The following is a 23,548-nucleotide window of genomic DNA, read 5'->3' as shown; positions in this document are numbered from 1 at the left end:
ATTATCCCCCCTTAATCTGCCGATAGTACGTTAGCAGCACTGCGGCCTGACGCGTGATGAACAATCGCGCGCGTTCTCCCAATCCTGCCTCTTTTTCCGGAAGAAGCATAGACCTGACCAATCTACGCATGGCGCGAGCGTGCTCGCGGTAGCGCTGTGTCGGGCTCTGGCCTTTGCCGCGCTGTTCCATGGTGATGTTGGTGTGGTTTTGGCCGCGCACCAGCAAAGCGGACTGGTTGTCGGCCCGCACATTGCTTTTGGCTGCCACATAGCGAATGGCAAAGCCGATACGCCGGTCATCCGTTGTGTTGGCGTCAGAGCCATGCACCAGCTGGAAGTGATGCAAAGACATCTCTCCGGGCTTCAGCTCCATATAGATCTGACGTTCCGGTTCCAGCTCTTCAACCGGAATTTCCTGTCCGCGGGTGAGCAGGTTGTCTTTGGCGTAGGTGTTGATTTGCGTGCGGATGGATTTATGGCTGCCCGGTTCCACCTTCATCACGCCAGACTGAGCCGTCGCAGGGCTGAGCGCAACCCAGGCGGTGACCACATCGTCCGCGTCCACCCCCCAATACGCTGCATCCTGATGCATGGAGACGTAGGATTTGCTGCCCGCTTCCTTAGTGAACAGGTTGGTCATCAGGCACAGAATGTCCGGGCCGATCAGCTGTTCAACCGCATCCAGAATAACCGGATGGTGCACCAACTCGTCCGCCCAGTCATACAAGAGGTAGGATTTGTTGCACTGGGCCTTGTCGAGCGGATGGCCTTGAAGCTTCTCAATGGCCTCCAGCTCTGCACGCATGCGGATGGCGTCGTCTGATCCCAAAACCTTGATTGGGAATAAAAATCCCTCGCTTTGGTATTGGCCTGTGTCGATTGTGTTGGCGGTGTCTGTCAATGTCATGCTGGAACCATCCTTGAAATAAGCGTTGCGAAGGTTGCAACAAGACCGAGTGAAGCTGCGCCAAGAAGAACCGAAAGTGCCGGTATGCGTTCGCGTGTGCCGGTGTGCGGGTCCAATCGCGTAAACAGCATGGCGTAAAGATTGCCGGTCATGAACGCCCATGCGCAAAGCATAAGAACAACGCCGGCTGCACTTTCAAAAATCAAAGCAGAAATGATGAGCGCGCCGCAAGCCAGATAGTCATCAATGGATAGCGGCCAATATTTGTTGGTTCTGACCAAAATGAGTGTTTCGCCCACGCAGAGTATTGCTGCGAGAACAATTGCGTAAATTGGCAGATAAGTTTGAAACTCCCCCAAAGTTCTCCCTCCCAAATTGTGGAAACATCGTTACCGAGTCTTGTTGATGTGTCAAGTTAATTGATCTCGATCAAATCCGGAGTGTTTTTCGGTACATCTTCGGACAAGGCGGCTAGGAGACAAATGAAAAACGGATACAATGGGAGAAGTTGGGGGGAGCCAATAAGAATGACCGTGGAAGTAGACCGCAGAACAATAAAGCCGGAAGCGCTTGAAACACTTCGCAAAACCATTCTGGAGATCTTCTCCTCCGGAATGTATCAGGATGTGGGAATCCGGCAGATCTGCCAGCAGGCGCGTGTGAGCCCACAAACGGTTTACAAGTACTTTGGCAACAAGGAAGAGATGCTCTACGCCTGCATCAAAGGGGATCTTGAAAACCTCTATGCAGAGGCAATGCAGGCAGCCCGAGAGGCTGAGAGCACGGTCGATAAATGCCTTACCTTTCTGGATATCTGGTGCGAGTTCTATTTCGCCAACCCAAGCATCGCCCGCATCGTGTTTCTGAACATTCCGCAGGCCTATTGGATGGGGCAAACCCAGTTCACGCACGTTGCTTTGCATGATGAAACCACCCGCATCATCGCAGATGGCCAGAGTGAAGGAACCGTCTGGGATGAAACATCCGCTGAGCTGCTAGGGCAGGCCATCATGGGAATGGCCCACCGCCTGCTCACCCGCTGGCTGATGACCGACAAAGTCAGCGGCGAAGAAACCAAGCAGGCCCTCGCAAAAAGCATCAAAAAACTTCTGCAGCCTTAGGGGAAGAGGGGCCTAATCCAGCTCGATATCGGTGGCGTGTGAGATAAGGCGTTTCAGGCTGTTGGTGCCTTCATCGACGGATTTTTGCGCCTGAATGGCCTTGCCGTTCTCAAGGTGGCCTTGCGCATTGTCGAAGTGGCCTTTCACCACATCCGCTTCTTTCACATAGGCATCAAAGCTTTGCTTGGCGTTCTCATCGGACTGGCTGATGAGCTTGAGGTCTTTGTGCTGATCCAGCCAGGACTTTGCTTCGTCTTTCAGCTGAATGAGCTGTTTTTCAACCCACTCCAGCTGCCCCTTGGCCTTGTGGGTCATGCTGTAGAGCTGGAAGCGGATTTTCCTAAGTGGGAGCACCTTTTCTTCCGCTTCTTCAACCCTGCCGGAAATCAGATCAGACTGAGCTGAGGTGAGCAATGTCTTCAAAGACTTGCACTCTGCTTCATACTGATGCGCATTGGGCAGACAGTCTTTGATGAAAGGCAGCCGCTCATACGCCTGATCCAAAGCATTGCGCAGGTTCTCGATCTTCTTGCGTGTGGGGATGGGCTTGCCCTTTTCAACTGGGCCATCTGCTTCGTCTTCAGATGTTGAGGCACTGGCAAACCAGATCTGCTGCATATCAAACAGCGCACTTTCATTTTCATGCACCACTGCGATGGCACCTTGATAATCTCCGCCGGAAAGCGCTTGCAGGCCCTTTGGCGTGGCAGCGGCCACCTTGTCAAAAGCAGAGGTAAACTGGGCGAGTGCCTCTGGAGCATGCTCCAGTTCTGAGGACCGCTTGTTCAACGCGGTGGCATCGGCGAGGGTTTTATCCAGCCGCTGCTGCGCATCTTCCCGGTTCTTCTCAATCTGCTCCTTGGCATCCTCATAGGCTTTGACGAAGCCTTCCTTCTTGCCTTTAATCTTGCCAAGCATGAACTTCAGGCCCGGATAGCTGTGATCCGCAATTGCCTTTTGCATACGAAGAAGGGGAAGGTTGGCGATACGGTGCGCCTTGTCGAAGGCGGCTGTCTCAACACCCCACTGCACCAATTCATCGCGGTGTTCGTAGGTGTCTTCAACGGTGTTCTTGTAGGCCTCAACTGCTGGCATTTCCTTGGCGATCATCTCGTCCGCATGTTTACAGCCCTGCTGCAGAACCTTTTTGCCTTCGCTGATGTGGTACTGAACCTTGTCCAGCAAGGTTTTCAGCAGGCTGATGGTTCCCGCATCTGGGCGCTGCTGGCCGGAAAAGTTCTTATTGAACTGCTTGAAGGTGTTGCTGATCTTCTCAACCTGCACCTTAAACGCATCGATGTGCTCTTTGGTGACCAGTTGCTTACGGGCCTGCGCGTCCAGCTTCTGGGCGTTGGTGGCCAGTGTCTGATACCGGTTGGAGAGTTGCGTGATCTCAGCTTTGAACTGCTCTGCCGCTTGCTCAGCCTGCTGCTGATAGGCAGCGGGGCTGTCTTTGGAAACCAGCACACGTGCGCGGCGGGCAGCGCGTTTGCCCGGATTGACCTCGTTGGGCTGCGTGTGGCCCGCATTGCTCTCGTCCAGTTGCACCTCATCCACGTTCTTCAAGTTCAAGTGCTTGAGGACCAGTTCAGTCCACTGTTCCTGCTCAGGGGTGAGGTTAGACTTCGGCATCGAGATGCTCCAAACGACTGCGCATACTTTGGCTTTTCATCATCTATAAGGCCAAAATACTGAGCATTCTTAAGGGAGATACCGTCAAATGAGCAGTTCAGTTAACCGCGACTTGAGCCACGCACGATGTTTTGCTGCGAATTTTTACTAAGAGTATTAGAGTGATCAACGCATCTTGCAGCACCTGCATTTTGTGATGGACATCACAGTTTTGCAGGGCAAGGTGCAAAATTTACAAAATGCGTCTGGTATGTACACTATGTGCTTCCTAGTTTAAGCAGCGAGAGAAGGGCAACAAGAGCTGGCAAAGCGCCAAAAGCTCGGCTGTAAGAGATTGCAAAAAGAGAATGATTAAGAAAATTGCCGGTGGAGTGCTGGGCGTTGTGGTGATTGGAGTTGGCGCGATTTACGCCAGTGCCTACACCAATATGGGGCAGAAGCCAGATGAGGAACACAAGGCACAACTGGCCCAGTCTGACCAATGGGCCGATGGCAGCTTTGCAAACAAGCTTCCTATGGTCCGCGGCCCACTGAGTGAGATTTTCCGTCAGTTCATTTTAGAGCCGACCGATCACAACCGTCCGCAGCAACCTGTTCCGACCGAAACCATCGGCGACCGTCTGAACACACCACCTGAGTCCGGTGCCCGCGTGACTTGGTTCGGCCACTCCACTCTTCTGGTGGAGCTGGAAGAGACACGTATCCTGATCGACCCGGTCTGGAGCAAGCGCGCCTCTCCACTGCCATGGGCAGGGGTAGAGCGCTTCTATGATCCGCTGATTGCACTGGAAGACCTGCCTGAGATTGATGCGGTGGTGATCTCTCACGATCACTACGACCATCTGGACATGGTAACCGTCCAAAAGTTGGCGCAAAAGCAGGTGAAATGGATTGTTCCGCTTGGAGTAGGGTCTCATCTGGAATACTGGGGCGTCGCGAGCGCTGACATTACTGAGCTGGACTGGTGGCAGTCCGCAAAGGTGGAAGAGACCACCGTGACCGCCACACCCTCCCGCCACCGCTCTGGCCGCTCTGTCACCTTCAGCGATGTTAACGCAACGCTCTGGGCAGGCTGGGCCTTCAATGGTCCTGAGCACGCCGTGTTCTACTCCGGTGACACCGGCATGCATGATCGCTTTGAGGAGATTGGTGAACGCCTCGGCCCGTTTGATCTGACGGTGATTGAGACTGGTGCCTATAACCCCCTTTGGAAGGATACGCACCTCGGCCCGGAACAAGCTGTTCTGGCCCACAAACTGGTGAAGGGTAAAACCATGTTGCCGGTTCACTGGGGCCTGTTTGACCTGTCCTCCCACAACTGGACAGAACCTGTTGAGCGGGTAATGGTTGCCGCTGAAAAATATGGTGTTGATCTGGCAGTGCCGCTGCCGGGTGGTTCTGTTGAGCCGGGGCAGGTGGTTTCCACCACAGCCTGGTGGCCTCAGGTGCCATGGAAGACCGCAGAAGAGCGCCCAATCTGGGCAACGCGTGTTGAAGAAATCGTCAAACGCGCCAAAGAGATGAACAGCGGTGAACCTCAAGTGGCCTCCCGTCCGTCAAACTGACAACTCAGAAGGAGAGTAGGCGAAGGCCACTCTCCTTTTTTGCATCAGTAAACGGCTAGAACCCGCCCTGGACCGCCGGTCCCGCCTTTAAATTTCGGCGCTCCAGCAATGATCGTCGCGCCTGCCAAGGGCACCTGATCCAGATTGGTGAGGTTCTCAATGCCATACCGTCCGGACCCAAGCCACAGGTAGTGCACGGGAAAGTCCTTCGTCGGTCCATAATCTATGGAGAGGGTGTCTACCCCAAGCCCATAAACGCTGCGCTCATTGATCAGAAATTTAGCTGTTTCCTCATGAAACCCAGGGAAATGCAGCACACCTTTGCTGTCTTCCCCCCGATACTTCTCCGTTCCCACATATTGTGGCCATCCAGAAAGCATTGCCACGCAGGATCTGTCCGGAATGCGTCCATGTTGCTGTTCATAAGCCCGAATATCTTCTGGCATAACACGGTAGTCAGCATTGTTCGCCGCCTGATCCCGCACATCAATCACCGCCAGAGGGCAGACGAACTTTTCAATAGGGATCTCATCAATAGATTGCCCATCCTTGCTGAAATGGATCGGCGCATCAAAGTGCGTGCCTACATGCTCGTGATAGTGCAAGGTCTTCAGGTTCAAGCCATCTTTTGCAAAGGTGTATTCGTAACTCTCCTCAAAAGCAGGCCCGCCCTCAAATGTGGGAAAGTCCGGCGTCAGCGTCTGTGTCAGATCAATCACATTGGAAAATGAAACATTCTCAGGCAACACATTCGCTGTCGCAGAAAGCGCGGACGCACTCAACACCGCTCCCCCTGCCGCAGAAGCCACAGCTCCACTCAAAAACCCCCTCCGCGACAACCGCCCCTTCACCACCTCCATCACACACGCATCACACACTCTCTTCCCCTATGGGCTTTTGATTTGTTGCTGAAGCCTAGGGGAGAAGTGTTAAGGAGGGTTGAGGGTGAACTTATGAGTTTACGTTGATGATGTTCACTCTCGCGATCACATTAGTGAGGAGAGTGAGACTTTTAGAGATAATGAAGTTTGATCTTCTGGAGCTTGTGCCACATGAGCTTCTGAATGTAAGGGGCAGAATATATATTATGGAACTTGTAGGTATCTGCTTTAAGACCCACCTTCCTCACACTTCCAATCTGCCCCAAACCCAAATCACTGCATTCACCAGTAGCAAGCCTATGAATGTGCCGAATAGCGTTATTGGGTTGTTTTGTTCCAGAAGGATGCCGCTGAGGAGGAGGCCTAGGGGGACGCCGGTGTAGCGGAGGGAGGAGAAGGTGGAGAAGACGGTGCCGCGTTTAGCTTCAGGGACGAGTTTCTGGAGCACGGTTGCGTCGACCACGCTTCCGACACCGAGGTTTAGGCCGTAGAGGAACATTCCCAGTGCGGCGATGATGCCAGTCGTTGAGGTGAGGTTCGTGTTGGCCATGTCAGCGAACACCCAAAGCAAGAGGCCAAGGCCAATGGCCTGGCCGATTGGCGTGAGCTGCAAAAGGCGGAGAGATGAGATGCGGTGGCCCAAAACCGTGTAGGCGATGGTTGTGAGTGTGGTTCCGCAGGCAAAACAGGTGAGCCAGATGCCCAGCCAGATGGCTTGTTTATCGTTCGCGTTTGCCAGCACTGGCAGGACCAGTGACAGCAAGGAAACAGCGACGGTGTTGATGATCAGATCATAGACGCCCAGTTTCAAAATGCTGGGCGTTGTGAACATCCACTTCCAAGCTTCCTTTGTTGGCTGTGGCTCTGATTGGGGCGGAGCGCTGACATGGTTGGCTTTGATACCCATGGAGACGATCATCAAGGCCATCAGAAAGCTAAGGGAATCCAGAAGTAGCACGGTGGTTGCACCGAAAGCAGCGATAAGGATACCCGCTAGTGATGGTGTCAGAAGATCAGCGCCGGTCTCCAGCAGTGAGTTGAGCCCGTTGACCCGTTCGCGTGGCAAGCCTTCTTTGTCGATCAAAGCCGGGATCATGACGGCTTTGGAGGTCTGCCCCGGAACGTCAATCACCTGAGACAGAAAGACGAGGAAGCCAAGCAAGGCCACGTCCAGCATCTCGAGGGCATAAAGCAGCGGGATAAGCAGCACTGCGACAGCGTTTACACCATCACAGAAGATGCTAATAGTTCTGGCGGAGTAGCGGTCAATCAACGGTCCGCTGAAGAGGCCAACGATGATGTTGGGCAATTGCCCCGCAATGGCGACTGTTGCAGTGATAACGGCATTGCCCGTCAAATCATACACGAACCATGGGATAGCAATTGCAGACAAACCATTGCCAAGAAGCGACAGAAAGTTTGCTGAAAACAGTAGGCTGATCTGCCCCCATCTGGCTTTTAAAGTGGCGTCTGACAATGTGGCCTCTGAAGAGAATATATGAAATCAATAAGTTATATGTAGACTGCTGGATGAGTAAGCCGCAGGTTAAGCGTATCCATAGTGAGCAAATGGGCTTGGGGGTCAAGGCTAAGCCCGAATGACAATAGTGACAAGCCGATTGAATGGATCGGACTAAGCGGTCAGCGCTTTGGTCATGTGGAAGTTTGTCAGTGTAATGCCTCTGCACACCGGAGCTTGTTGGCGGACCACTTGCCAGTCCTGCCGAAGGAAGAAGGGCTTGGCGGCAAGGCTGATGTCTGATGACAGAGCCGAGATGTTGCGCTCAATTGCCCAGTTCAGCAGAGCGTTGTAGATGGCTGTAGCAACCCCATTGCGGCTCTCAAACGGGCTAACAAATGCAAACTTGATGTAGCCTTCCATATCGATGGTCATGAAACCGATGACGGCATCTTCTTTGATAGCCACAAAACCTGTCATTCCATCCAGATTCTTGGTCCAGCCTTCCGGGTTGGGTTGAGGACCTGCCCATGCGTTGAGCTGTTCCGTTGTGTAGTAGTCCTTCGCGCCGATCATGATCGCATCATAATAGATCTGCGCGCAGTGTGGGGCATCGGTGATTTCTAGCGGGCGGATCATAACACTCATGGACTTCACTCATCTGAATTTGGGAGGCGTGTCATGCCACAAACTCAGTCTGCTGAAAAGAGAAAATGGTTCATCTCCTATCACTGCTGAATGATCGCGTTTTGCCATTCCTGAAGGAAGTGCTGCCGCTTGAGGTTATCCTGATAAACCAGCAGGCCCGGCCCCAAACGAATGGCGCGTAAGGACAGGTTTGGTGCCACCTCGCTGTGATTGAGCTTTGGGTAAGGGTAGTAGTCTGCGCCCTCCTCGCTCCAGCTTGCGGTGATCAGGTGATCAATGAAATCGCCAGCAATCTCCGGCTGTTCTGCTCCTGCCGGAATGATAGCAGAACGCAACATAAGAGTGGTGAAATCTTCCAGCTCCAGAATGCCAACATCCGGGTCTTTCGCTGCCCGCGCTGAGGCGTAGGAGCCGAGCACGTTGTAGGCTACGGCCAGATCGCCTGTTGTGATGTCTGAGATCATATCCGCAGAGCAGCAATAAAGCTTGGCATTGAGGCTACCCATCACTTCATTGAGGCGCCAGAACGTGTCTGAGGTGCGTGCATCCTGCGTGGCGAACAGAAAGCCAAGCCCACTCTGGCGAATGTCGTAGGTGCCGACTTTGTCGAGGAAGCGGTCTGGATTGTTGCGCAGGGTTGAGATGAGGTTCTGCCGTGAGGTTGGGATCTCCAGCCCTTCAAAAGCCGACTTGGAGTAAACCACGGAGGCTGGTTCCTGCGTGAAGGCAAACACGTGGTCACGCCAGCGGGCCCAGTCTGGCATCAAGCCGGCAACTGATGAGCTGTGCGGCTTTGTGAAACCGTCATTGGCCAGTTTCACCTGCAGGTCCATCGCCGAGGAGATAGCCACGTCGAACACCTGTCGCTCCTCATAGAGCGCTTTCATCAACTCCGTGCTGCTGACCACGGTGTAATCAATAGAAACGTGCGGATACTTGCGCTGGAAGGCTTCCACCATCGGGGCGAAGATATCTATGTCGGAGTTGGAGATGATGCGCAGGGTCTGCGCCTCTTGTGAGGCTGGGAAGACCTTGTGCTGCTCAATCTCATAGGCGCGGGCTGAAACCAGCGACACCAACAACACAATCAGGACTGAGGGAAATAGAAGGATACGCATGCGCCTCTGACATTTGTTCTGTTTGAAAGTTTCAGGTGTCCGCCGTGAGCCTGTGTCACTTCTTCGGCAATAGTAAGTCCCAGACCAGAGCCCACTGTGTCCTCAGCGTTTTTGCCGCGTGAGAATCGTTCTGTGAGCTTCTCGATGTCTTCCGGTGCAAAGCCCGGGCCTTGATCATAGACCGAGAGCACCACCCATTTTTCTTCATGAGTGACGGTTATCTTCACGTCCTCCCCTTGCGGGGCGTACTTGATGGCGTTGTCGAGAATGTTGCTCAGAGCATTTTGAATGAGGATTGCATCGCCCTTGATGAAGGGCGGTTCACTCCCATGCAGGCTGAGCGTTTTGTCTTGCATTTCTGCCAGTGGCCGTAAGCGTTCCAACGTTTCATCGGCCAACTCCAGCAGATTGATTTCCTTCACTTCCAGATGGTCTGTGCGGAAGGAGACCATGGCGTGATCAAGCAACTGGCCAGCCGCGCGCGAGCTTTCATCAATAGCGCGGATCATCTCTTTCAACGCGGCTCTGTTTTCAGGACGTTCTACGCGGCGCAGGGCTATTTCAGCTTGTGTGCGCAGCACTGCCAGTGGCGTGCGAATGCGGTGGGCAGCCTCGGCGATGAACTCTTCGGATCGCGTCAGCGACTTCTTCAGGCGAGCCATGAAGCGATTGAGCGCGACCACCAGTGGGGCCATCTCTCCCGGCACAGGGGCTTGCACGGCACGCAGGTCTCGCGGGCCTCTTCTGGAAACGGAATTTGCCAGTGTCTGTACAGGCCGGACAGCGGACTGCGCGGTCAATACCCCCAACACCGCTGCGGCGATGAAGAAGCCAAAGCCGAGGTACGCAGCGTTGGTGGAGATGCGCTCCAATGTTTCGCGTTGCCGCTTCAAGGTTTGAGCAACAGAAACGGTCACCTCAACAGGTCCGGATGCATTGGAAAGCCGGCGGGTGGCCGACACCATGCGGATGCTCTCGCCCAGATAATGGGAGGTGATGAAGCGGTGGTTCTCCCGCCCTTTTGCCGTGTAGGCATCGGGTAAGCTCTCATATCCAGTCAGGTACTTTCCATCAGCTACAACGCGGTAGAACACGCGGTCATCGCTCACGTTCCCCAGCATGGAAAGCGCTGAGTATGGAATATCGACGGTGACCTCCCCGCTCTGAATGGCAGCGCTATCCAGAATGGAGGTGGCTGAGGCGGACAGGATGTTATCCTGAGACTCTTCTGCCACCTGCTTGGCGTAAGTCATCACCATGACAAACAGCAGAGCCGCAAGCACAGCGGCGATGCCAAGCAGCTGCAGGGTCAAACGGCGGCGGATGGAGCCGGAGATGTTGGCCTCTAACGTCATGTCAGGCTCAACCGATAACCCAGACCGCGCACAGTGATGATCTGCACGGAGGAGGAAGATATATGCCTGCGCAGACGGGCCACATAGACCTCGATTGCATTCTCAGAGACGTCCTCGTCATATGAAAATAATCTGTCTACAAGCTTGGTTTTTGAGAAAATAACGTCTGGAGCGCTGAAAAAAATCTCCAAAAGACGCAGCTCTTTGTTGCGAAGGCTCACTGTCTTGCTGCCGATTTTCAGTGTTCCGGCTAAGGAATCGAACACCAGATCACCGAATCGTTTTGCGTTGGTCACGCCGCCGGATTTACGACGCATCACAGCCCGGCAGCGGGCTTCTAATTCTGAGAAATCAAAGGGTTTGGTGATGTAGTCATCCGCCCCAAGATCAAGCACACCTACCCTGTCAGAAACCTCCGAACGCGCGGTCAGAACAATGACCGGAGTATCATCCTGACGCCCCCGATGTTCATTTAGAAAATCTCGTCCATCGCCGTCGGGAAGCATAATATCGAGCAGGATCATGTCGTAATCTGCCGTTGAGATAAAGTCCTCAGCAGTCGAAATTTCAGCAGCGTGATCAACTACATGGCCGTCCAGCGTCAAGCATTCGACGATGGAGGTGGCCAGTTTGGCGTTATCTTCAACGAGAAGAAATCTCATCTTTAGCTTCCCCAAAAAATCAAGGAGGTGACAGGTTTGTGTCAGGTTTCCGTGTTTTCACGTAAGTCATGGGCGACAAATGCTGCCCCTGTCAAATGGGAGGACAAAATGAGTTTTATTCGGGCGTGCCGCTTGGTTGCGGCAGCGGCTATGGCCGCGGCGACTTTCTCACTACCTGCAGCTTCAATTGCAGAGCCAGTGGTTGAAAGCATCCACTTCCTCATTCCAGGTGGTGCTGGCGGCGGCTGGGATGGCACCGCACGCGGCACAGGTGAAGCGCTGACCAAATCCGGTCTCGTCGGCAACGCATCCTACGAGAACATGTCCGGCGGTGGTGGCGGTAAGGCCATCGGTTACCTGATCGAGAACGCAGCCAGCCAGCATGGCACGCTGATGGTGAACTCCACGCCAATCGTGATTCGTTCTCTGACTGGCGTTTTCCCGCATAACTTCCGTGATCTGACGCTGGTTTCCGGCACAATCGGTGACTACGCAGCTATCGTGGTTGGCAAAGACAGCTCCATCAACTCCATGGGTGATCTGCTGGCAGCCTACAAAGCTGACAAGCGCGGCACTGCTATCGGCGGGGGCTCCGTTCCGGGCGGCATGGACCACCTCGTTGCAGCCATGGTGATGGAAGCAGCCGGTGAAGACGCAACTGCTGTGAAGTACATCCCGTACGATGCCGGCGGCAAAGCAATGGCAGCTCTTCTTTCCGGTGAGATTGCCGCGCTTTCAACAGGCTTCTCTGAGGCAGTTGAACTGGCAAAAGCAGGTGAAGTGAAGATCATTGGTGTGACTGCAGATGAGCGTGTTGCAGCCTATGGCGATGCTCCAACCATGAAGGAACAGGGCATCGACGCCACCTTCGTTAACTGGCGTGGTTTCTTCGCCGCTCCGGGCCTACCAGAAGCACAGCTGACCGCTTATCAGGAAGCAATTGCCAAGATGTACGCCACCCCAGAGTGGGAAGAAGTGCGTGCACGTAATGGCTGGGTGAACATCCATAACTCCGGCGAAGACTTCCAGGCTTTCCTTGAAGGACAGGAAAAGGCCATCGGCGATCTCATGAAGAAGCTGGGCTTCCTCTAAAACAATTAAAATAATGGGATGCGCTCTTTTGGGCGCATCCACTTGCCACGCCAACGGGAGGGGATGATGGCACTGGACCGATGGATTGCACTTGTCATTCTGGCAGTGAGCCTCAGCTACGGATACACAGCGTTCTTTATGATGGACGCAGGCCTGCCGCCTTTCATGCGGTTTAACCCGATCTGGCCAAGCACGTTTCCAAAAGTCATTGCAGTATTGGCCGCAATCACCAGCCTTGCCATTCTGCTCGGCTTTGAGAAAAAGCCTGCTGAGAGCGAAGCTGACGAGATCGATTTCAGCCGACTGTGGGACTACAATATCGGACAGGCGGTTTTTCTGCTGGCTTTGATGGTGGCCTACGCCTTGCTGCTGCGCCCTGCGGGCTTCCTGCTCTCCACCCTGCTCTTCATCGTGATTGGCGCAGCCCTCTTGGGCGAGCGACGCTTCATGATCCTTGTACCAGTCGCCGCAGTCGCTGCGGGGGGCGTCTGGTATCTGGTTCAGCAAACGCTGGGTATCTATCTCAGCCCGCTGCCGACATTTCTCAACTAGGAGGCCACAATGTTAGACGGTATCTGGATTGGCCTCTCGACGGCTTTCTCATTCTCTAATCTTCTGATGGTAATTGGCGGCTGCCTGATCGGCACGTTCATCGGTATGCTGCCCGGCCTCGGCCCCATGTCCATCATCGCCATCATGATCCCGGTGGCGATCTCCATCGGAGACCCTTCAGCTGCACTGATCCTGCTCGCAGGTGTCTACTACGGCGCAATCTTCGGTGGGTCCACCTCCTCCATCCTTATCAACGCACCGGGTGTTGCCTCTACCGTCGCGACAAGCTTCGATGGCTATCCACTAGCCCGTCAGGGCAAGGCTGGCAAAGCGCTGACTGTGGCGGCCATCGCATCCTTCGCAGGTGGCAGCATCGGCGCAATCTTGTTGATGATCTTTGCTCCGGCTCTGGCCTCTGTCGCCCTGCTCTTCCACTCCGCTGAGTACTTCGCACTCATGGTGGTGGGCCTTTCTGCGATTGCCGCCTTTGCTGGCAGCGGACAGGTGGCAAAAGCACTGCTGATGACTCTGGTTGGTCTGATGATGGCAACCGTTGGCGAAGGCGCGCTGTTCAATCAGCCACGCTTCACCATGGGCATTCTGGATCTTCAATCCGGCTTCGGCTTCATCACATTGGCAATGGCCATGTTTGCTTTGCCAGAAGCACTGTTCCTCGTGCTGGACCCTTCCCGTTCCAACTCCGGTGGCAATGGTGGTGACATCAAAGACCTGCGCATCACCAAGGAAGAAGCAAAGAAGATCACCCCAGTGATTGGGCGGCAGTCCATTCAGGGCTTTCTGATCGGCGTTCTGCCCGGCGCTGGCGCGACCATCGCTTCTTTCCTCGGTTATGCGGTGGAGCGCAATATCGCTCCGAAAGAAGAACAAGCTGAGTTCGGCAAAGGCTCCGTTAAAGGTCTCGCTGCTCCCGAGTCCGCCAATAATGCAGCGTGTACCGGTTCCTTCGTTCCCCTGCTCACCCTCGGCATCCCGGGTTCAGGAACCACTGCAATCCTGCTCGGTGCTCTCATCGCACTGAACGTATCGCCCGGGCCGCGCCTGATGGTAGATCAACCAGAGATCTTCTGGTCCGTGATCATCTCCATGTATGTGGGCAATGTGATCCTGCTGATCCTGAACCTGCCGCTGATCCCTTACATCGCTAAGGTGCTGGCTGTTCCTCGCAATTTTCTCATTCCGTTCATTCTGTTCTTCACCCTGATGGGAGCATATATTGGGCAGAACAACGCGACAGAACTGCTGATGCTCGTGGGCTTTGGGGTGTGCGCAACGCTTCTGCGCTTTGCTAATTATCCGCTGGCTCCGCTGCTGATCGGCTTTATTCTGGGCAGCATGCTGGAAGATAACTTCTCCCGCTCTATGCAGCTTTACGATGGCATTGGCTTTATTCTGGAACGCCCGATGACCATGGGCCTGCTGGCTCTGGCAGTTATCCTGGTCGTGCTGCCAACCATCCGCGCGCGCCGAGTGCGCAAACAAGAACTGCAGGCCGCAGAAAGCGACTGATGACACAGCAGCTGGGAAACTGAGATTTTGACATTTGAGAGAAAAGACCTTTTCAACCTTTCCATAACGCTTGCGATTGCAGGCGCTGGAGCAGGTCTTTTTTCTCTCCTCGGTTTTCCCGCTGCCCCCCTCACCGGTTCTGCACTGGCTGTTTCCATTGGAGGTCTGCTCGGTGCGCCGGTCACCGTTCCACTTTGGTTGCGGACACTGTGCTTTATCGTGCTCGGCACAGGCATTGGTTCTGGGGTCACACCAGCTGTCATTGATGCCGCCGTAACATGGCCTGCCAGCTTCCTCGCTCTCGGTATCAGCCTTATCCTGAGCATGCTTCTTAGCCGAATGGTTCTGGTGCGCTTCTTCGGTTTTGACGCCTACAATGCTTCATTGGCTTCGTCTCCGGGCCACCTAAGCTACATCCTCAGCATGGCAGCAGATGCCAAGGCGGATGTGACGCGTATCGGCCTTGCCCAAAGCACGCGGGTGCTCTTCCTCACCATCTGCGTGCCTCTCTTCATCACTCTGCTTTTTGAAGAAACTGGCGCCTCTTTCCTTCCTGCACAAAACATCACCCCACTCTCTGCAGTTTATCTTCTGCTGGGTGCTGCTGTTGTAGGAACCATCTTCCTGAAGATGAAACTGCCTGCGGCCTACCTGCTCGGAGGAATGCTCGTGTCCTCGCTTGGGCACCTGACGGAGTTCACACCGGGCAAGATGCCGGACTGGGCCACCCTCAGCTCATTTCTGGTTATGGGAGCTTTGATCGGCACCCGCTTCAAAGGCATTAGCCCAGAGCTTTTCGCTAAAGCCATTTGTGCAGGCATTGCAGTGACAATCATTACCGTCGGCATGGCTATCCTCGGTGTCCTACTAGCCATGCCTCTGGTAGGTCTGAACCCGAGCCTGCTGTTTGTGGCCTTTGCTCCCGGCGGCGTAGAAGCCATGGCAGCAATCGCGGTACAGAGCGGACTAGACCCCACCTTCGTCGCTGCCCACCACGTCTTCCGCCTCCTACTCCTGACCTTCCTTGTGCCGCTGTTGCTGAGGCACTCTAAGTCCTCCAACCCACTCAATGATCAGGCGTGAATCTACGTAGGGGTTGAGCTGAAAAATGCATTCCGAATAGGTTAGGCGGAAGTATTTTCCTCAAATTGGACCGAAGCTCAAAAATTTCCCTTATTCATGAAGGTATATCAATCGGCTCAAGACATTAATTCTCAGGGCAACCTGATAGCCTCGCGGAATAATAATTATTCCAATGAAACCGACGGGGAGTTTAATGAGCGCAGCTTCACTGGAAACTTTGGGAACACTGGAAAGCCGTGTGCGATGGCTTGCCTCCTGGACCATTCACAATGCCAACCATCTGCGTGGGGCTGATGTTGGTGACGTGAAAGTTGGTGGCCATCAGGCCTCCTGCGCCTCCATCAGCACCATCATGACTGCGCTCTATTTCCATAGCCTGCGCCCACAGGATCGGGTGGCGGTTAAGCCCCATGCTGGACCGATTTTTCATGCTATCCAGTATCTGGCCGGGAACCAGAGTCTGGAAAAGCTGCAGAACTTCCGCGGATTTCATGGCGCACAGTCTTACCCATCACGCACCAAGGACGTTGATGACGTTGACTTCTCAACCGGCTCCGTTGGTCTTGGTGTTGCGCAGACGCTGTTTTCCTCACTGGTGCAGGACTATGTGAAGGCCCATGGCGGTCTCAACAAAGCACCGGAAGGTCGCATGATCTCTCTGGTCGGCGATGCGGAGATGGATGAAGGCAACATCTATGAGGCATTGCTGGAAGGCTGGAAGCACGGTCTGCGCAACTGCTGGTGGATCGTGGATTACAATCGCCAGTCTTTGGATGCGGTGATCCGTGAGGGGCTTTGGGAGAAGTTCGAAAGCATCTTCCGCAACTTTGGTTGGGACGTGGTGACTCTCAAGTATGGCAGTTTGCAGGAAGAGGCGTTTAAAGAGCCGGGTGGCAACAAACTGCGTGATTGGATCGATCTGTGCCCTAACCAGCTTTACTGCGCCCTCGCCTATCAGGGTGGTGCGGCGTGGCGTAAGCGTCTGCTGGATGATCTGGGAGATCAGGGTGAAGTTACTGAACTGATCGAGCGCCGCAGTGATGAAGAGCTTTCAAAACTAATGTGCAATCTGGGTGGTCATGACCTGCCCTCCTTGATCGAAGCCTTTGAGAAGGCAGGCAAGCATGACCGGCCTGTTCTTTTCCTATGCTACACGGTTAAAGGCTTTGGTCTTCCTCTTGCTGGACACAAAGACAACCATGCAGGGTTGATGACGTCCAAGCAGATAGAAGAGTACCGCAAACTGGAAGGTATTCGCGAAGGGCATGAGTGGGACAAGTGGGAGAGTGCTTCAGACCCGCAGGACTTGGAAAAGTTTGTTGCTGAAGCGCCCTTCTTCTCCAAAGGCAGCCGCCGGTATTCCGCGAAAACTGTGCCAGTTCCTCCGCAGTTACCTGCTCCAAATGCCGCTGAAAAAATGCTCTCGACCCAGATGGGTTTTGGGCAGATCCTGCATGAAATCTCCAAGCAGAATGACGAGCTGGCAAAGCATATCGTCACCACAGCACCGGATGTAACCGTTTCCACCAACCTTGGCCCCTGGGTGAACCAGCGGGGTTTGTTTGCCAAGGAAGAGCTGGCGGATACGTTTAAAGCAGAACGGATCCCTTCTACGTTCAAATGGGCGTTCTCTCCGCAAGGACAGCACATTGAGCTGGGCATTGCAGAGTCCAATCTGTTCCTGCTGCTTTCCGCATTGGGGCTGTCTCACAGCATTAATGGTCAGCGCTTGTTGCCGATTGGTACGGTCTACGATCCGTTTATTCTGCGTGCAGCTGATCAGCTCAACTACGCCTGCTATCAGGACGCCCGCTTTATGCTGGTGGCGACACCGTCCGGTGTGACGCTGGCGCCGGAAGGTGGGGCGCACCAATCCATCAGCACACCGCTGATCGGGATGGCTCAGGATGGCCTCGCTGCGTTTGAACCTGCCTTTGTGGATGAGCTCGCCACCATTATGCGCTTTGGGTTTGACTATATGCAGCGTGATGGTGAAGGCGATCCGGATGAACGCACTTGGCTGCGGGATCAGACTGGTGGCTCCATCTATCTGCGTCTTTCCACTCGTCCGCTGGAACAACCGCTGCGTACTTTCACACCGGAAGAAGAGCAGGATATTGTCGATGGTGCCTATTGGCTGCGTAAGCCGGGTCCGAATGCGGAGATCGTGATTGCGTATACCGGTGCCGTTGCGCCTGAAGCGATCAACGCTGTTGGCCTGATGGCAGAGGATCGCCGTGATGTTGGGCTGCTTGCCATCACGTCTGCCGATCGTCTCAATGCTGGCTGGACAGCTGCTCAGCGCGCGCGAGATCGCGGTGCGTTGCATGCGCGTAGTCATATTGAACGCTTGTTTGATGATGTGCCGGATAACTGCTCGCTGATCACTGTTCTGGATGGCCACCCAGCAACGCTTGCTTGGTTGGGGGCCGTCAAAGGCAACAGTATCCGCACGCTTGGTGTGGAGCACTTTGGACAGACGGGCACGATTGCTGATCTTTATGCGCATTACGGCATCGACACCCAGTCGATTTTGCGTGCGGCTGAAACGATTTCGACAGGCGGCAAGATTCGCTACATCAAGGCAAGTTAGGCTTGCATGGCAGAAGCGATGTGTGGTGCATTGCTTCTGCTGTTTTGATCATTGCGCTCAATGAACGCTGCCTGCTGCAAGGATTTCGCCGTGACCTCAGATTTCTCCCAGTACACGCTTGGCTATGACATCCCCGCTTTGCCTGGGATGAAAATAGAGGACGTGCAAACGCCTGCGCTGATCGTGGATCTGGATGCCTTCGACCATAATCTCTTTAAGATGCGCGATGAGATCGCCAGATACGGGGTTCGCCATCGGGCTCACTGCAAGATGCACAAATCTGCTGAGATTGCGAAACTGCAGATGGAGCAAGGTCATGCCTGCGGTGTGTGCTGCCAGAAGGTGAGCGAGGCCGAAGCGCTGGCAAGAGCAGGCATCACGGACATCATGGTGTCCAACGAAGTTTGCGATCCTTACAAGATTGACCGTCTGGCTCAATTGCCAAAACTGGGTGCACGTATTCTCGTCTGCACGGATAACCTGCCAAACATCGCGGCCCTTTCTGAGGCTGCCGTGAAGCATGGTACGGAACTTGAAGTTCTAGTGGAGCTGGACTGCGGCGGCAGTCGCTGTGGTGTGGCAGACAGCGCAGCGGTGCTGGAGTTGGCGACCGAGATCATTAATGCTCCCAACCTGCATTTTGCTGGTATCCAGTCCTATCAGGGGGCGGCTCAGCATGCCTATGAGTATGCGGATCGCAAGGCTCTGTTGGATACTGCGATCACGATCACCAAGGATGCGGTTGATCTGCTGGAAAGCAAAGAGATCCATTGCGATATCGTTGGCGGTGGCGGCACTGGCTCTTACCCGTTTGAGGCTGCTTCAGGTGTGTTCAACGAGCTGCAATGTGGGTCTTATTTGTTCATGGATGCGGATTATCGCCGCGTGAAAGATAAAGATGGTCAGTATCTGCCCGCCTTTGAACATGCGCTCTTTCTGCTAACCTCAATCATGTCCACCGACATTGATGGGCAGGCCGTTTGTGATGCGGGACTGAAGGCGCACAGCATCGACTCAGGCCCGCCTGAGGTGTTTGAGCGACCTGATCTGCAGAGCCTTGATTATTCAGATGAACACGGTGTTCTCAAAGATCCGCAGAACACTTTGAAAATCAACGACAAGATCAAGCTGGTACCTGGGCATTGTGACCCGACCTGTAACCTGCACGACTGGTATGTTGGCGTGCGTGGCGGTGTGGTGGAAACACTCTGGCATGTAACTGCGCGCGGCAAGTTCTATTAGGCCCTCACCTCAGTGTTTGACAGTTTCCGGCTTCCTCTGTAGGTTGCGCGGCAAGGGTTCAGGCCCCTGCCGCTCGCAGAGCCGTTGCTCATGGTGAAGCCTGAAACAAGAGAGACGACATCAGCCTAAACAAGCGGGTTGGTGGCAATGCGAGCCCCATCAAATTGATCCCGCATAGTTTGAGGCTATGACATGAATGGATCTCTTCCTTCCCTTTCTGCGTTAAAAGCGCAGGCAAAGCAATTGCGTGCTGCGCTGGAAAAACGCGGCGAAACCATTTCGCATTCCCAGACATTGGAACTTATCGCCCATCAGTATGGCTATCGGGATTGGAACACCCTTTACGCCGCTGTCGGCAACCGTCCGCCCGTGCTGTATCTGCGCCCTGGAGACCGAGTGCAGGGCAAGTACCTTGGTCAGCGGTTTGATGCGGAGGTTCTTGGCGTGCAGAGTTCAGTAGCAGCTTGCCGGGTGCGTTTGACTTTGCAGTTTGACGAAGCGGTGGATGTGGTGAGTTTTGACAGTTTTTCCTCCTTCCGTCACCGCGTGACCTGCACGTTGAATGCAGATGGAGTGACCAGCGAGAGGACCTCTGATGGTGAACCTCACATGGTGCTCACCGGGCTTTAGCTTTTCATAAAAAGACCGGGAGACCTGAGGCCTCCCGGTTTAAAAGAGGATGCAATCATCCCGTTAGGCGTAACTCAATGGAACGACAGCATGTCCGTTGAGTTCGCCAATCAGGAGGCGCTGGATATCGCCCACTGTGCTGAGCGTTACTTCGCCAGCATCCACACTCTCGGCACCTGTGATTGGTCGGGGAAGCTTGAGATCCAGCGAGATGTCGCGCAGCCGGACTTTCTCCTGAATGACTTCAATGTTGGTGCTCTTGTTTTGGCCACGCAGCCGTGGAGTTGAGAACAAGGTATGCAGCAAATAGCGCTTGTTCTCCGGCTGGTGGCGCAGGATCACCCTGAGACCGGGCATAGGCTCATGGGTGGTGGTGACCATTGGCTCCTCCAGCAAAGAGCCAATGAGATTGCGCAGGGCCTCCAGCAAAACCACAGGCCCCTTCTGCATGTAGATAGAAAAGACCGAATGCGCGAGATAGGTGATCGGGCCTTTGCAGACGCCGACCGCATAGCCTGACTTTTCACGTCTGTTCGGTGTGTGCTGGTGTCCGCAGAAGTGTTTGATGGATCGGGCAAAGTACGGCTCATAAACATCTCCAAGAGACATGCCATCGGTTACCCTGATCCGTTGTGACCCTTCATAAAGACACACCGGTGTTTTAGGTGCATTGCCGAACTCTGGTGCCGATAGAAGAGCGTAGTCCACGTCAAACGGGCTAGTCCCGCAATACTCTGCACCGATATCAAACAGGAACCCATCTTCGCCAAGGCCACTTTTGCCGGAAAGCAACAGTTTGCCGCCACCTGCCAGATAAGTGTCCAACTTGGCCTTGAGATCAGCATCCACCTGCACCTCATCAGGCAGGATCAGGAGTTTATAGGTGCCGAAATCGCAGCTCCTGTCTAGAACATCAAACTGCATCTGACATTCCAGCAGCAAGCGCACAACGCCTTCGTCTCCCGGCACGTGTTTGGGCCAGGTGCGGATGGTGTAAGGATCGTTGATGGCTTCAGCAGACAGGACACCGATCTCGGCAAGGCCCTCACTGCCAGAGTGATACGTCTCCCGATCCTTGATCAGCTTGAAAGCCTGCCCGATCCGCTCATACGTGGTTTGGTCAATAATGCCTGAGGGATGCAACTGATCCCCCACTGAGCTGCCTGCACCAAACGCCAGCATCATAGCGCTTTCCTGCTCCAGAGCATCGCCGGGTTTGTAGGTTCCAAATTCGCCCCAGAAGGTGTGGAACTTACCCGTCATGCCCAGATACTTGGCACCGATGGTTTCGGCATAGCGAGCGGAGACGGGAAAGTGCTCATAGCCCCAGCCGCCTGTTGGCAGACTCTCGATTTCCAGATGACTGTCGAAGCCAAGGATACGTCTGTCGCCGCGGGTCACATGGCCGTGGTTGTGAAAGACTGGCAAGTCTGCGTGAACACAACGTGCAGCAGCCGTGGTTCTGCGCAAAAACTCATCGCGCATATCTGCCGCATGCTGCACGAGATGTTCGGTGTTCTGCCAATCCAACCCTTTGGCCTTTAATGCATCCATGCTTTGTGAGCTGAGGCTCACATACTGATGGCAGATGTCGAGAAAGATTCCGTCGTTTTCCGGAAACAATCGAGCGACCTCTTCTATCTGGGCGCAAAGGTAATCCAGATAGCTGGTTCCGAAATCCAGAATACCCCAACTCGGCCCCTGCAGATGGTCAATCCCGCCGGTGGTGATCCATTTGCCGTGTTCGTCCACCACGCGCCATTCCGGGTGTTCATGGCAGGCCAACTCATCCCATGCGCAGCTCAGATAAATGGGTGTTGCGATGCCGCGGGCTTTGCAGGCATCTATCTGCCGACGTAGCAGATTGGTTTTCAGGTTTGGGTGTGGTTTGCCGACCTTGGTCGGATGGTAGGAGTAACCGTGATGGCATTTGGCGAAGAGAGTGATGGATTGCACGCCCGCCTTCACCAAGGTATCGCCAAACTCGTCTTCATCAAAATGCAACCCGATGTCAGGGACTTGCGGGCCAGTATGAAAATCCAGATGCACCTGCCGCAGCAACAGCGGATCATTCAGCGTTCTTCTCGTCATTATGCAAATTCCTTGGTGAGCGCGATGGTTTGCTCGTGCTCGTCAAACAGGTAAATAGCTTCGGGTTTTAGGGAGACAGTCCATGGCGTCCCTGCCTCATGAAAGTGCTGCCCGTTCTCCAAAACGGAGATGTATTGCTTGTTGGGCAACACCATGTGCGAGAGCGTCTCGCGGCCCAGTTGCTCAACAACGCTGATGGTGCCGCACAGCGTGGAAAGGCCGCGCTCCCCTTCCACCACCTCGTTGGGCCGGATGCCCACACAGACCTTCCGCCCACGCGCAACTGCGTCGTGCCCCCGCCAACGGTTTGGTATCTCAAGCCCGACACCATCGCCCAGTTCCAGATGCAAGCTTTGCTCGGAAACGGCCGTGATGTGGCCATGTAGGAAGTTCATCTTGGGCGTGCCGATGAAGCCAGCGACGAACTTGTTGCACGGGTTGTTGAAGAGCTCGATGGGTGTACCCACCTGCTCAATCACCCCATCACGCATCACGACAATCTTGTCGGCCATGGTCAGCGCTTCCACCTGATCGTGGGTTACGTAGATCATAGTGGCCTTGAGCCTGTTATGCAGCTTCATCAGCTCCAAGCGCATCTGCACCCGTAGCTCGGCATCCAGATTGGAGAGCGGTTCGTCGAACAGGAACACATCCGGATCGCGAACAATGGCGCGGCCAATGGCAACGCGTTGACGCTGCCCGCCGGAAAGCTCTCCCGGCTTGCGTTTCAACAGTTGCTCAATCTGCAAAGTCTGTGCAACGTCCTGCACTTTCTGTTTGATCAATGAGGAAGGTTGCCGGGCCACGCGTAAACAGAAGCCGATGTTTTGCTCAACGCTCATATGCGGGTAGAGCGCATAGGATTGGAACACCATAGCGATGCCGCGCTTGTCGGCCTCGACATCATTGATGACACGCTCACCAATCTGGATGGTGCCATCAATGATGTCTTCAAGGCCGGCAATCAGCCTCAGGAGAGTCGATTTTCCGCAGCCGCTTGGGCCGACGAGCACGACAAACTCACCACTTTGAACGGCCAGATTGATGTCATGCAGCACGTCCACATCGCCGAAACTCTTACAGAGATTAGAAATAGTTAGCGTCGTCATTTATTTTCCCATGCCTGTAAGAGAACGAACAAAATGCTTTTGCATGGCCAGATACAGCGCAACGATGGGCAAGGCGGAAAGCAGCACCGCAGCCATGATCGCACCCCAATCGCTGGAGTACTGGCCCTGAAAGGATGTCAGCCCCAACGGCAGTGTCTTCACCTCTTTGGAGGTGAGGATCAAAAGGGCGATGAGAAACTCGTTCCAGACAAACACCACCTGAAAGATCGCAGCGCTGAGCAGTGCTGGTTTTGAGAGCGGCAACACGATGAAAAACACCG

21 protein-coding genes are annotated in these 23,548 nt (G+C 54.4%); 9 read left to right on the top strand and 12 right to left on the bottom strand.

What is annotated here, in order from left to right:
* Position 1 precedes the first annotated feature (1 nt).
* Both PJE062_RS17350 and PJE062_RS17345 read right to left on the bottom strand, forming a co-directional pair.
* Positions 2–907, bottom strand: a complete 906-nt coding sequence (locus tag PJE062_RS17350; RefSeq protein WP_008550868.1) for a phytanoyl-CoA dioxygenase family protein — start codon at positions 905–907, stop codon at positions 2–4.
* A complete protein-coding gene (locus PJE062_RS17345) occupies positions 904–1,266 on the bottom strand; it encodes a hypothetical protein (protein ID WP_008550820.1) in 363 nt (120 codons plus the stop codon). Before PJE062_RS17345 ends, PJE062_RS17350 begins: the two co-directional genes overlap by 4 nt.
* A 168-nt stretch (positions 1,267–1,434) precedes the next feature.
* On the opposite strand from PJE062_RS17345, the gene PJE062_RS17340 reads away from it, so the two are divergent.
* Positions 1,435–2,028, top strand: a complete 594-nt coding sequence (locus tag PJE062_RS17340; RefSeq protein WP_008551194.1) for a TetR/AcrR family transcriptional regulator — start codon at positions 1,435–1,437, stop codon at positions 2,026–2,028.
* 12 nt (positions 2,029–2,040) lie between these two features.
* Here PJE062_RS17340 and PJE062_RS17335 read toward each other — a convergent pair whose 3' ends face one another.
* Positions 2,041–3,660 carry a hypothetical protein gene (locus PJE062_RS17335; protein ID WP_008550774.1) on the bottom strand — a complete coding sequence of 540 codons (1,620 nt, stop codon included), beginning with the start codon at positions 3,658–3,660 and terminating at the stop codon, positions 2,041–2,043.
* A 347-nt stretch (positions 3,661–4,007) separates the two neighbouring features.
* On the opposite strand from PJE062_RS17335, the gene PJE062_RS17330 reads away from it, so the two are divergent.
* The gene (locus tag PJE062_RS17330; protein ID WP_008550840.1) at positions 4,008–5,225 is read left to right on the top strand and encodes an MBL fold metallo-hydrolase; all 1,218 of its coding nucleotides are present in this window, start codon (positions 4,008–4,010) and stop codon (positions 5,223–5,225) included.
* A 44-nt stretch (positions 5,226–5,269) separates the two neighbouring features.
* On the opposite strand, the gene PJE062_RS17325 is transcribed toward PJE062_RS17330, so the two are convergent.
* The 6 genes from PJE062_RS17325 to PJE062_RS17300 form a co-directional block, all read right to left on the bottom strand.
* Entirely contained in the window at positions 5,270–6,046 is a 777-nt protein-coding gene (locus tag PJE062_RS17325; RefSeq protein ID WP_247643132.1) for a cyclase family protein, read from the bottom strand.
* 304 nt (positions 6,047–6,350) lie between these two features.
* A complete protein-coding gene (locus PJE062_RS17320; protein WP_008551130.1) occupies positions 6,351–7,583 on the bottom strand; it encodes an MFS transporter in 1,233 nt (410 codons plus the stop codon).
* 156 nt (positions 7,584–7,739) lie between these two features.
* Positions 7,740–8,213 carry a GNAT family N-acetyltransferase gene (locus PJE062_RS17315; RefSeq protein ID WP_008550993.1) on the bottom strand — a complete coding sequence of 158 codons (474 nt, stop codon included), beginning with the start codon at positions 8,211–8,213 and terminating at the stop codon, positions 7,740–7,742.
* A gap of 80 nt (positions 8,214–8,293) precedes the next feature.
* Complete coding sequence (locus PJE062_RS17310; protein ID WP_008550804.1) at positions 8,294–9,331, bottom strand: ABC transporter substrate-binding protein; 1,038 nt, start codon at positions 9,329–9,331, stop codon at positions 8,294–8,296.
* Positions 9,301–10,686 (bottom strand): sensor histidine kinase, encoded by a 1,386-nt coding sequence (locus PJE062_RS17305; RefSeq protein ID WP_008550927.1) that lies wholly within the window; start codon positions 10,684–10,686, stop codon positions 9,301–9,303. Before PJE062_RS17305 ends, PJE062_RS17310 begins: the two co-directional genes overlap by 31 nt.
* Positions 10,683–11,348 (bottom strand): response regulator transcription factor, encoded by a 666-nt coding sequence (locus PJE062_RS17300; RefSeq protein WP_008551070.1) that lies wholly within the window; start codon positions 11,346–11,348, stop codon positions 10,683–10,685. The genes PJE062_RS17305 and PJE062_RS17300 overlap by 4 nt, the downstream gene beginning before the upstream one ends.
* A 108-nt stretch (positions 11,349–11,456) precedes the next feature.
* Here PJE062_RS17300 and PJE062_RS17295 point away from each other — a divergent pair, with 108 nt between their 5' ends.
* From PJE062_RS17295 to PJE062_RS17265, 7 genes are all read left to right on the top strand, one after another.
* On the top strand, positions 11,457–12,440 hold the full coding sequence (locus tag PJE062_RS17295) for a tripartite tricarboxylate transporter substrate binding protein (RefSeq protein ID WP_037037500.1): 984 nt from the start codon (positions 11,457–11,459) through the stop codon (positions 12,438–12,440).
* 66 nt (positions 12,441–12,506) lie between these two features.
* On the top strand, positions 12,507–12,992 hold the full coding sequence (locus PJE062_RS17290) for a tripartite tricarboxylate transporter TctB family protein (protein ID WP_008551181.1): 486 nt from the start codon (positions 12,507–12,509) through the stop codon (positions 12,990–12,992).
* 9 nt (positions 12,993–13,001) lie between these two features.
* Positions 13,002–14,519: a tripartite tricarboxylate transporter permease gene (locus PJE062_RS17285; protein ID WP_008551196.1), complete on the top strand. Its 1,518-nt coding sequence runs from the start codon at positions 13,002–13,004 to the stop codon at positions 14,517–14,519.
* Positions 14,520–14,546: 27 nt separating this feature from the next.
* The gene (locus PJE062_RS17280; protein ID WP_008551003.1) at positions 14,547–15,602 is read left to right on the top strand and encodes an AbrB family transcriptional regulator; all 1,056 of its coding nucleotides are present in this window, start codon (positions 14,547–14,549) and stop codon (positions 15,600–15,602) included.
* 193 nt (positions 15,603–15,795) lie between these two features.
* On the top strand, positions 15,796–18,195 hold the full coding sequence (locus tag PJE062_RS17275; protein ID WP_008550936.1) for a transketolase: 2,400 nt from the start codon (positions 15,796–15,798) through the stop codon (positions 18,193–18,195).
* 90 nt (positions 18,196–18,285) lie between these two features.
* Entirely contained in the window at positions 18,286–19,437 is a 1,152-nt protein-coding gene (locus PJE062_RS17270; protein ID WP_008551059.1) for a DSD1 family PLP-dependent enzyme, read from the top strand.
* Positions 19,438–19,629: 192 nt separating this feature from the next.
* Positions 19,630–20,067: a glyoxalase superfamily protein gene (locus tag PJE062_RS17265; protein WP_008550954.1), complete on the top strand. Its 438-nt coding sequence runs from the start codon at positions 19,630–19,632 to the stop codon at positions 20,065–20,067.
* 63 nt (positions 20,068–20,130) lie between these two features.
* Here PJE062_RS17265 and PJE062_RS17260 read toward each other — a convergent pair whose 3' ends face one another.
* The 3 genes from PJE062_RS17260 to PJE062_RS17250 form a co-directional block, all read right to left on the bottom strand.
* Positions 20,131–22,158 (bottom strand): alpha-amylase family protein, encoded by a 2,028-nt coding sequence (locus tag PJE062_RS17260; RefSeq protein WP_008551143.1) that lies wholly within the window; start codon positions 22,156–22,158, stop codon positions 20,131–20,133.
* On the bottom strand, positions 22,158–23,267 hold the full coding sequence (locus PJE062_RS17255) for an ABC transporter ATP-binding protein (protein ID WP_083793278.1): 1,110 nt from the start codon (positions 23,265–23,267) through the stop codon (positions 22,158–22,160). Before PJE062_RS17255 ends, PJE062_RS17260 begins: the two co-directional genes overlap by 1 nt.
* A partial coding sequence (locus tag PJE062_RS17250) for an ABC transporter permease subunit (protein ID WP_037037494.1) occupies positions 23,268–23,548 on the bottom strand: 281 nt, incomplete at its 5' end. It lies immediately after the preceding gene.

It is taken from the genome of Pseudovibrio sp. JE062, assembly GCF_000156235.1.
Classification (GTDB): Bacteria; Pseudomonadota; Alphaproteobacteria; order Rhizobiales; family Stappiaceae; genus Pseudovibrio.
This window is presented reverse-complemented; position numbering and strand designations above follow the sequence as displayed.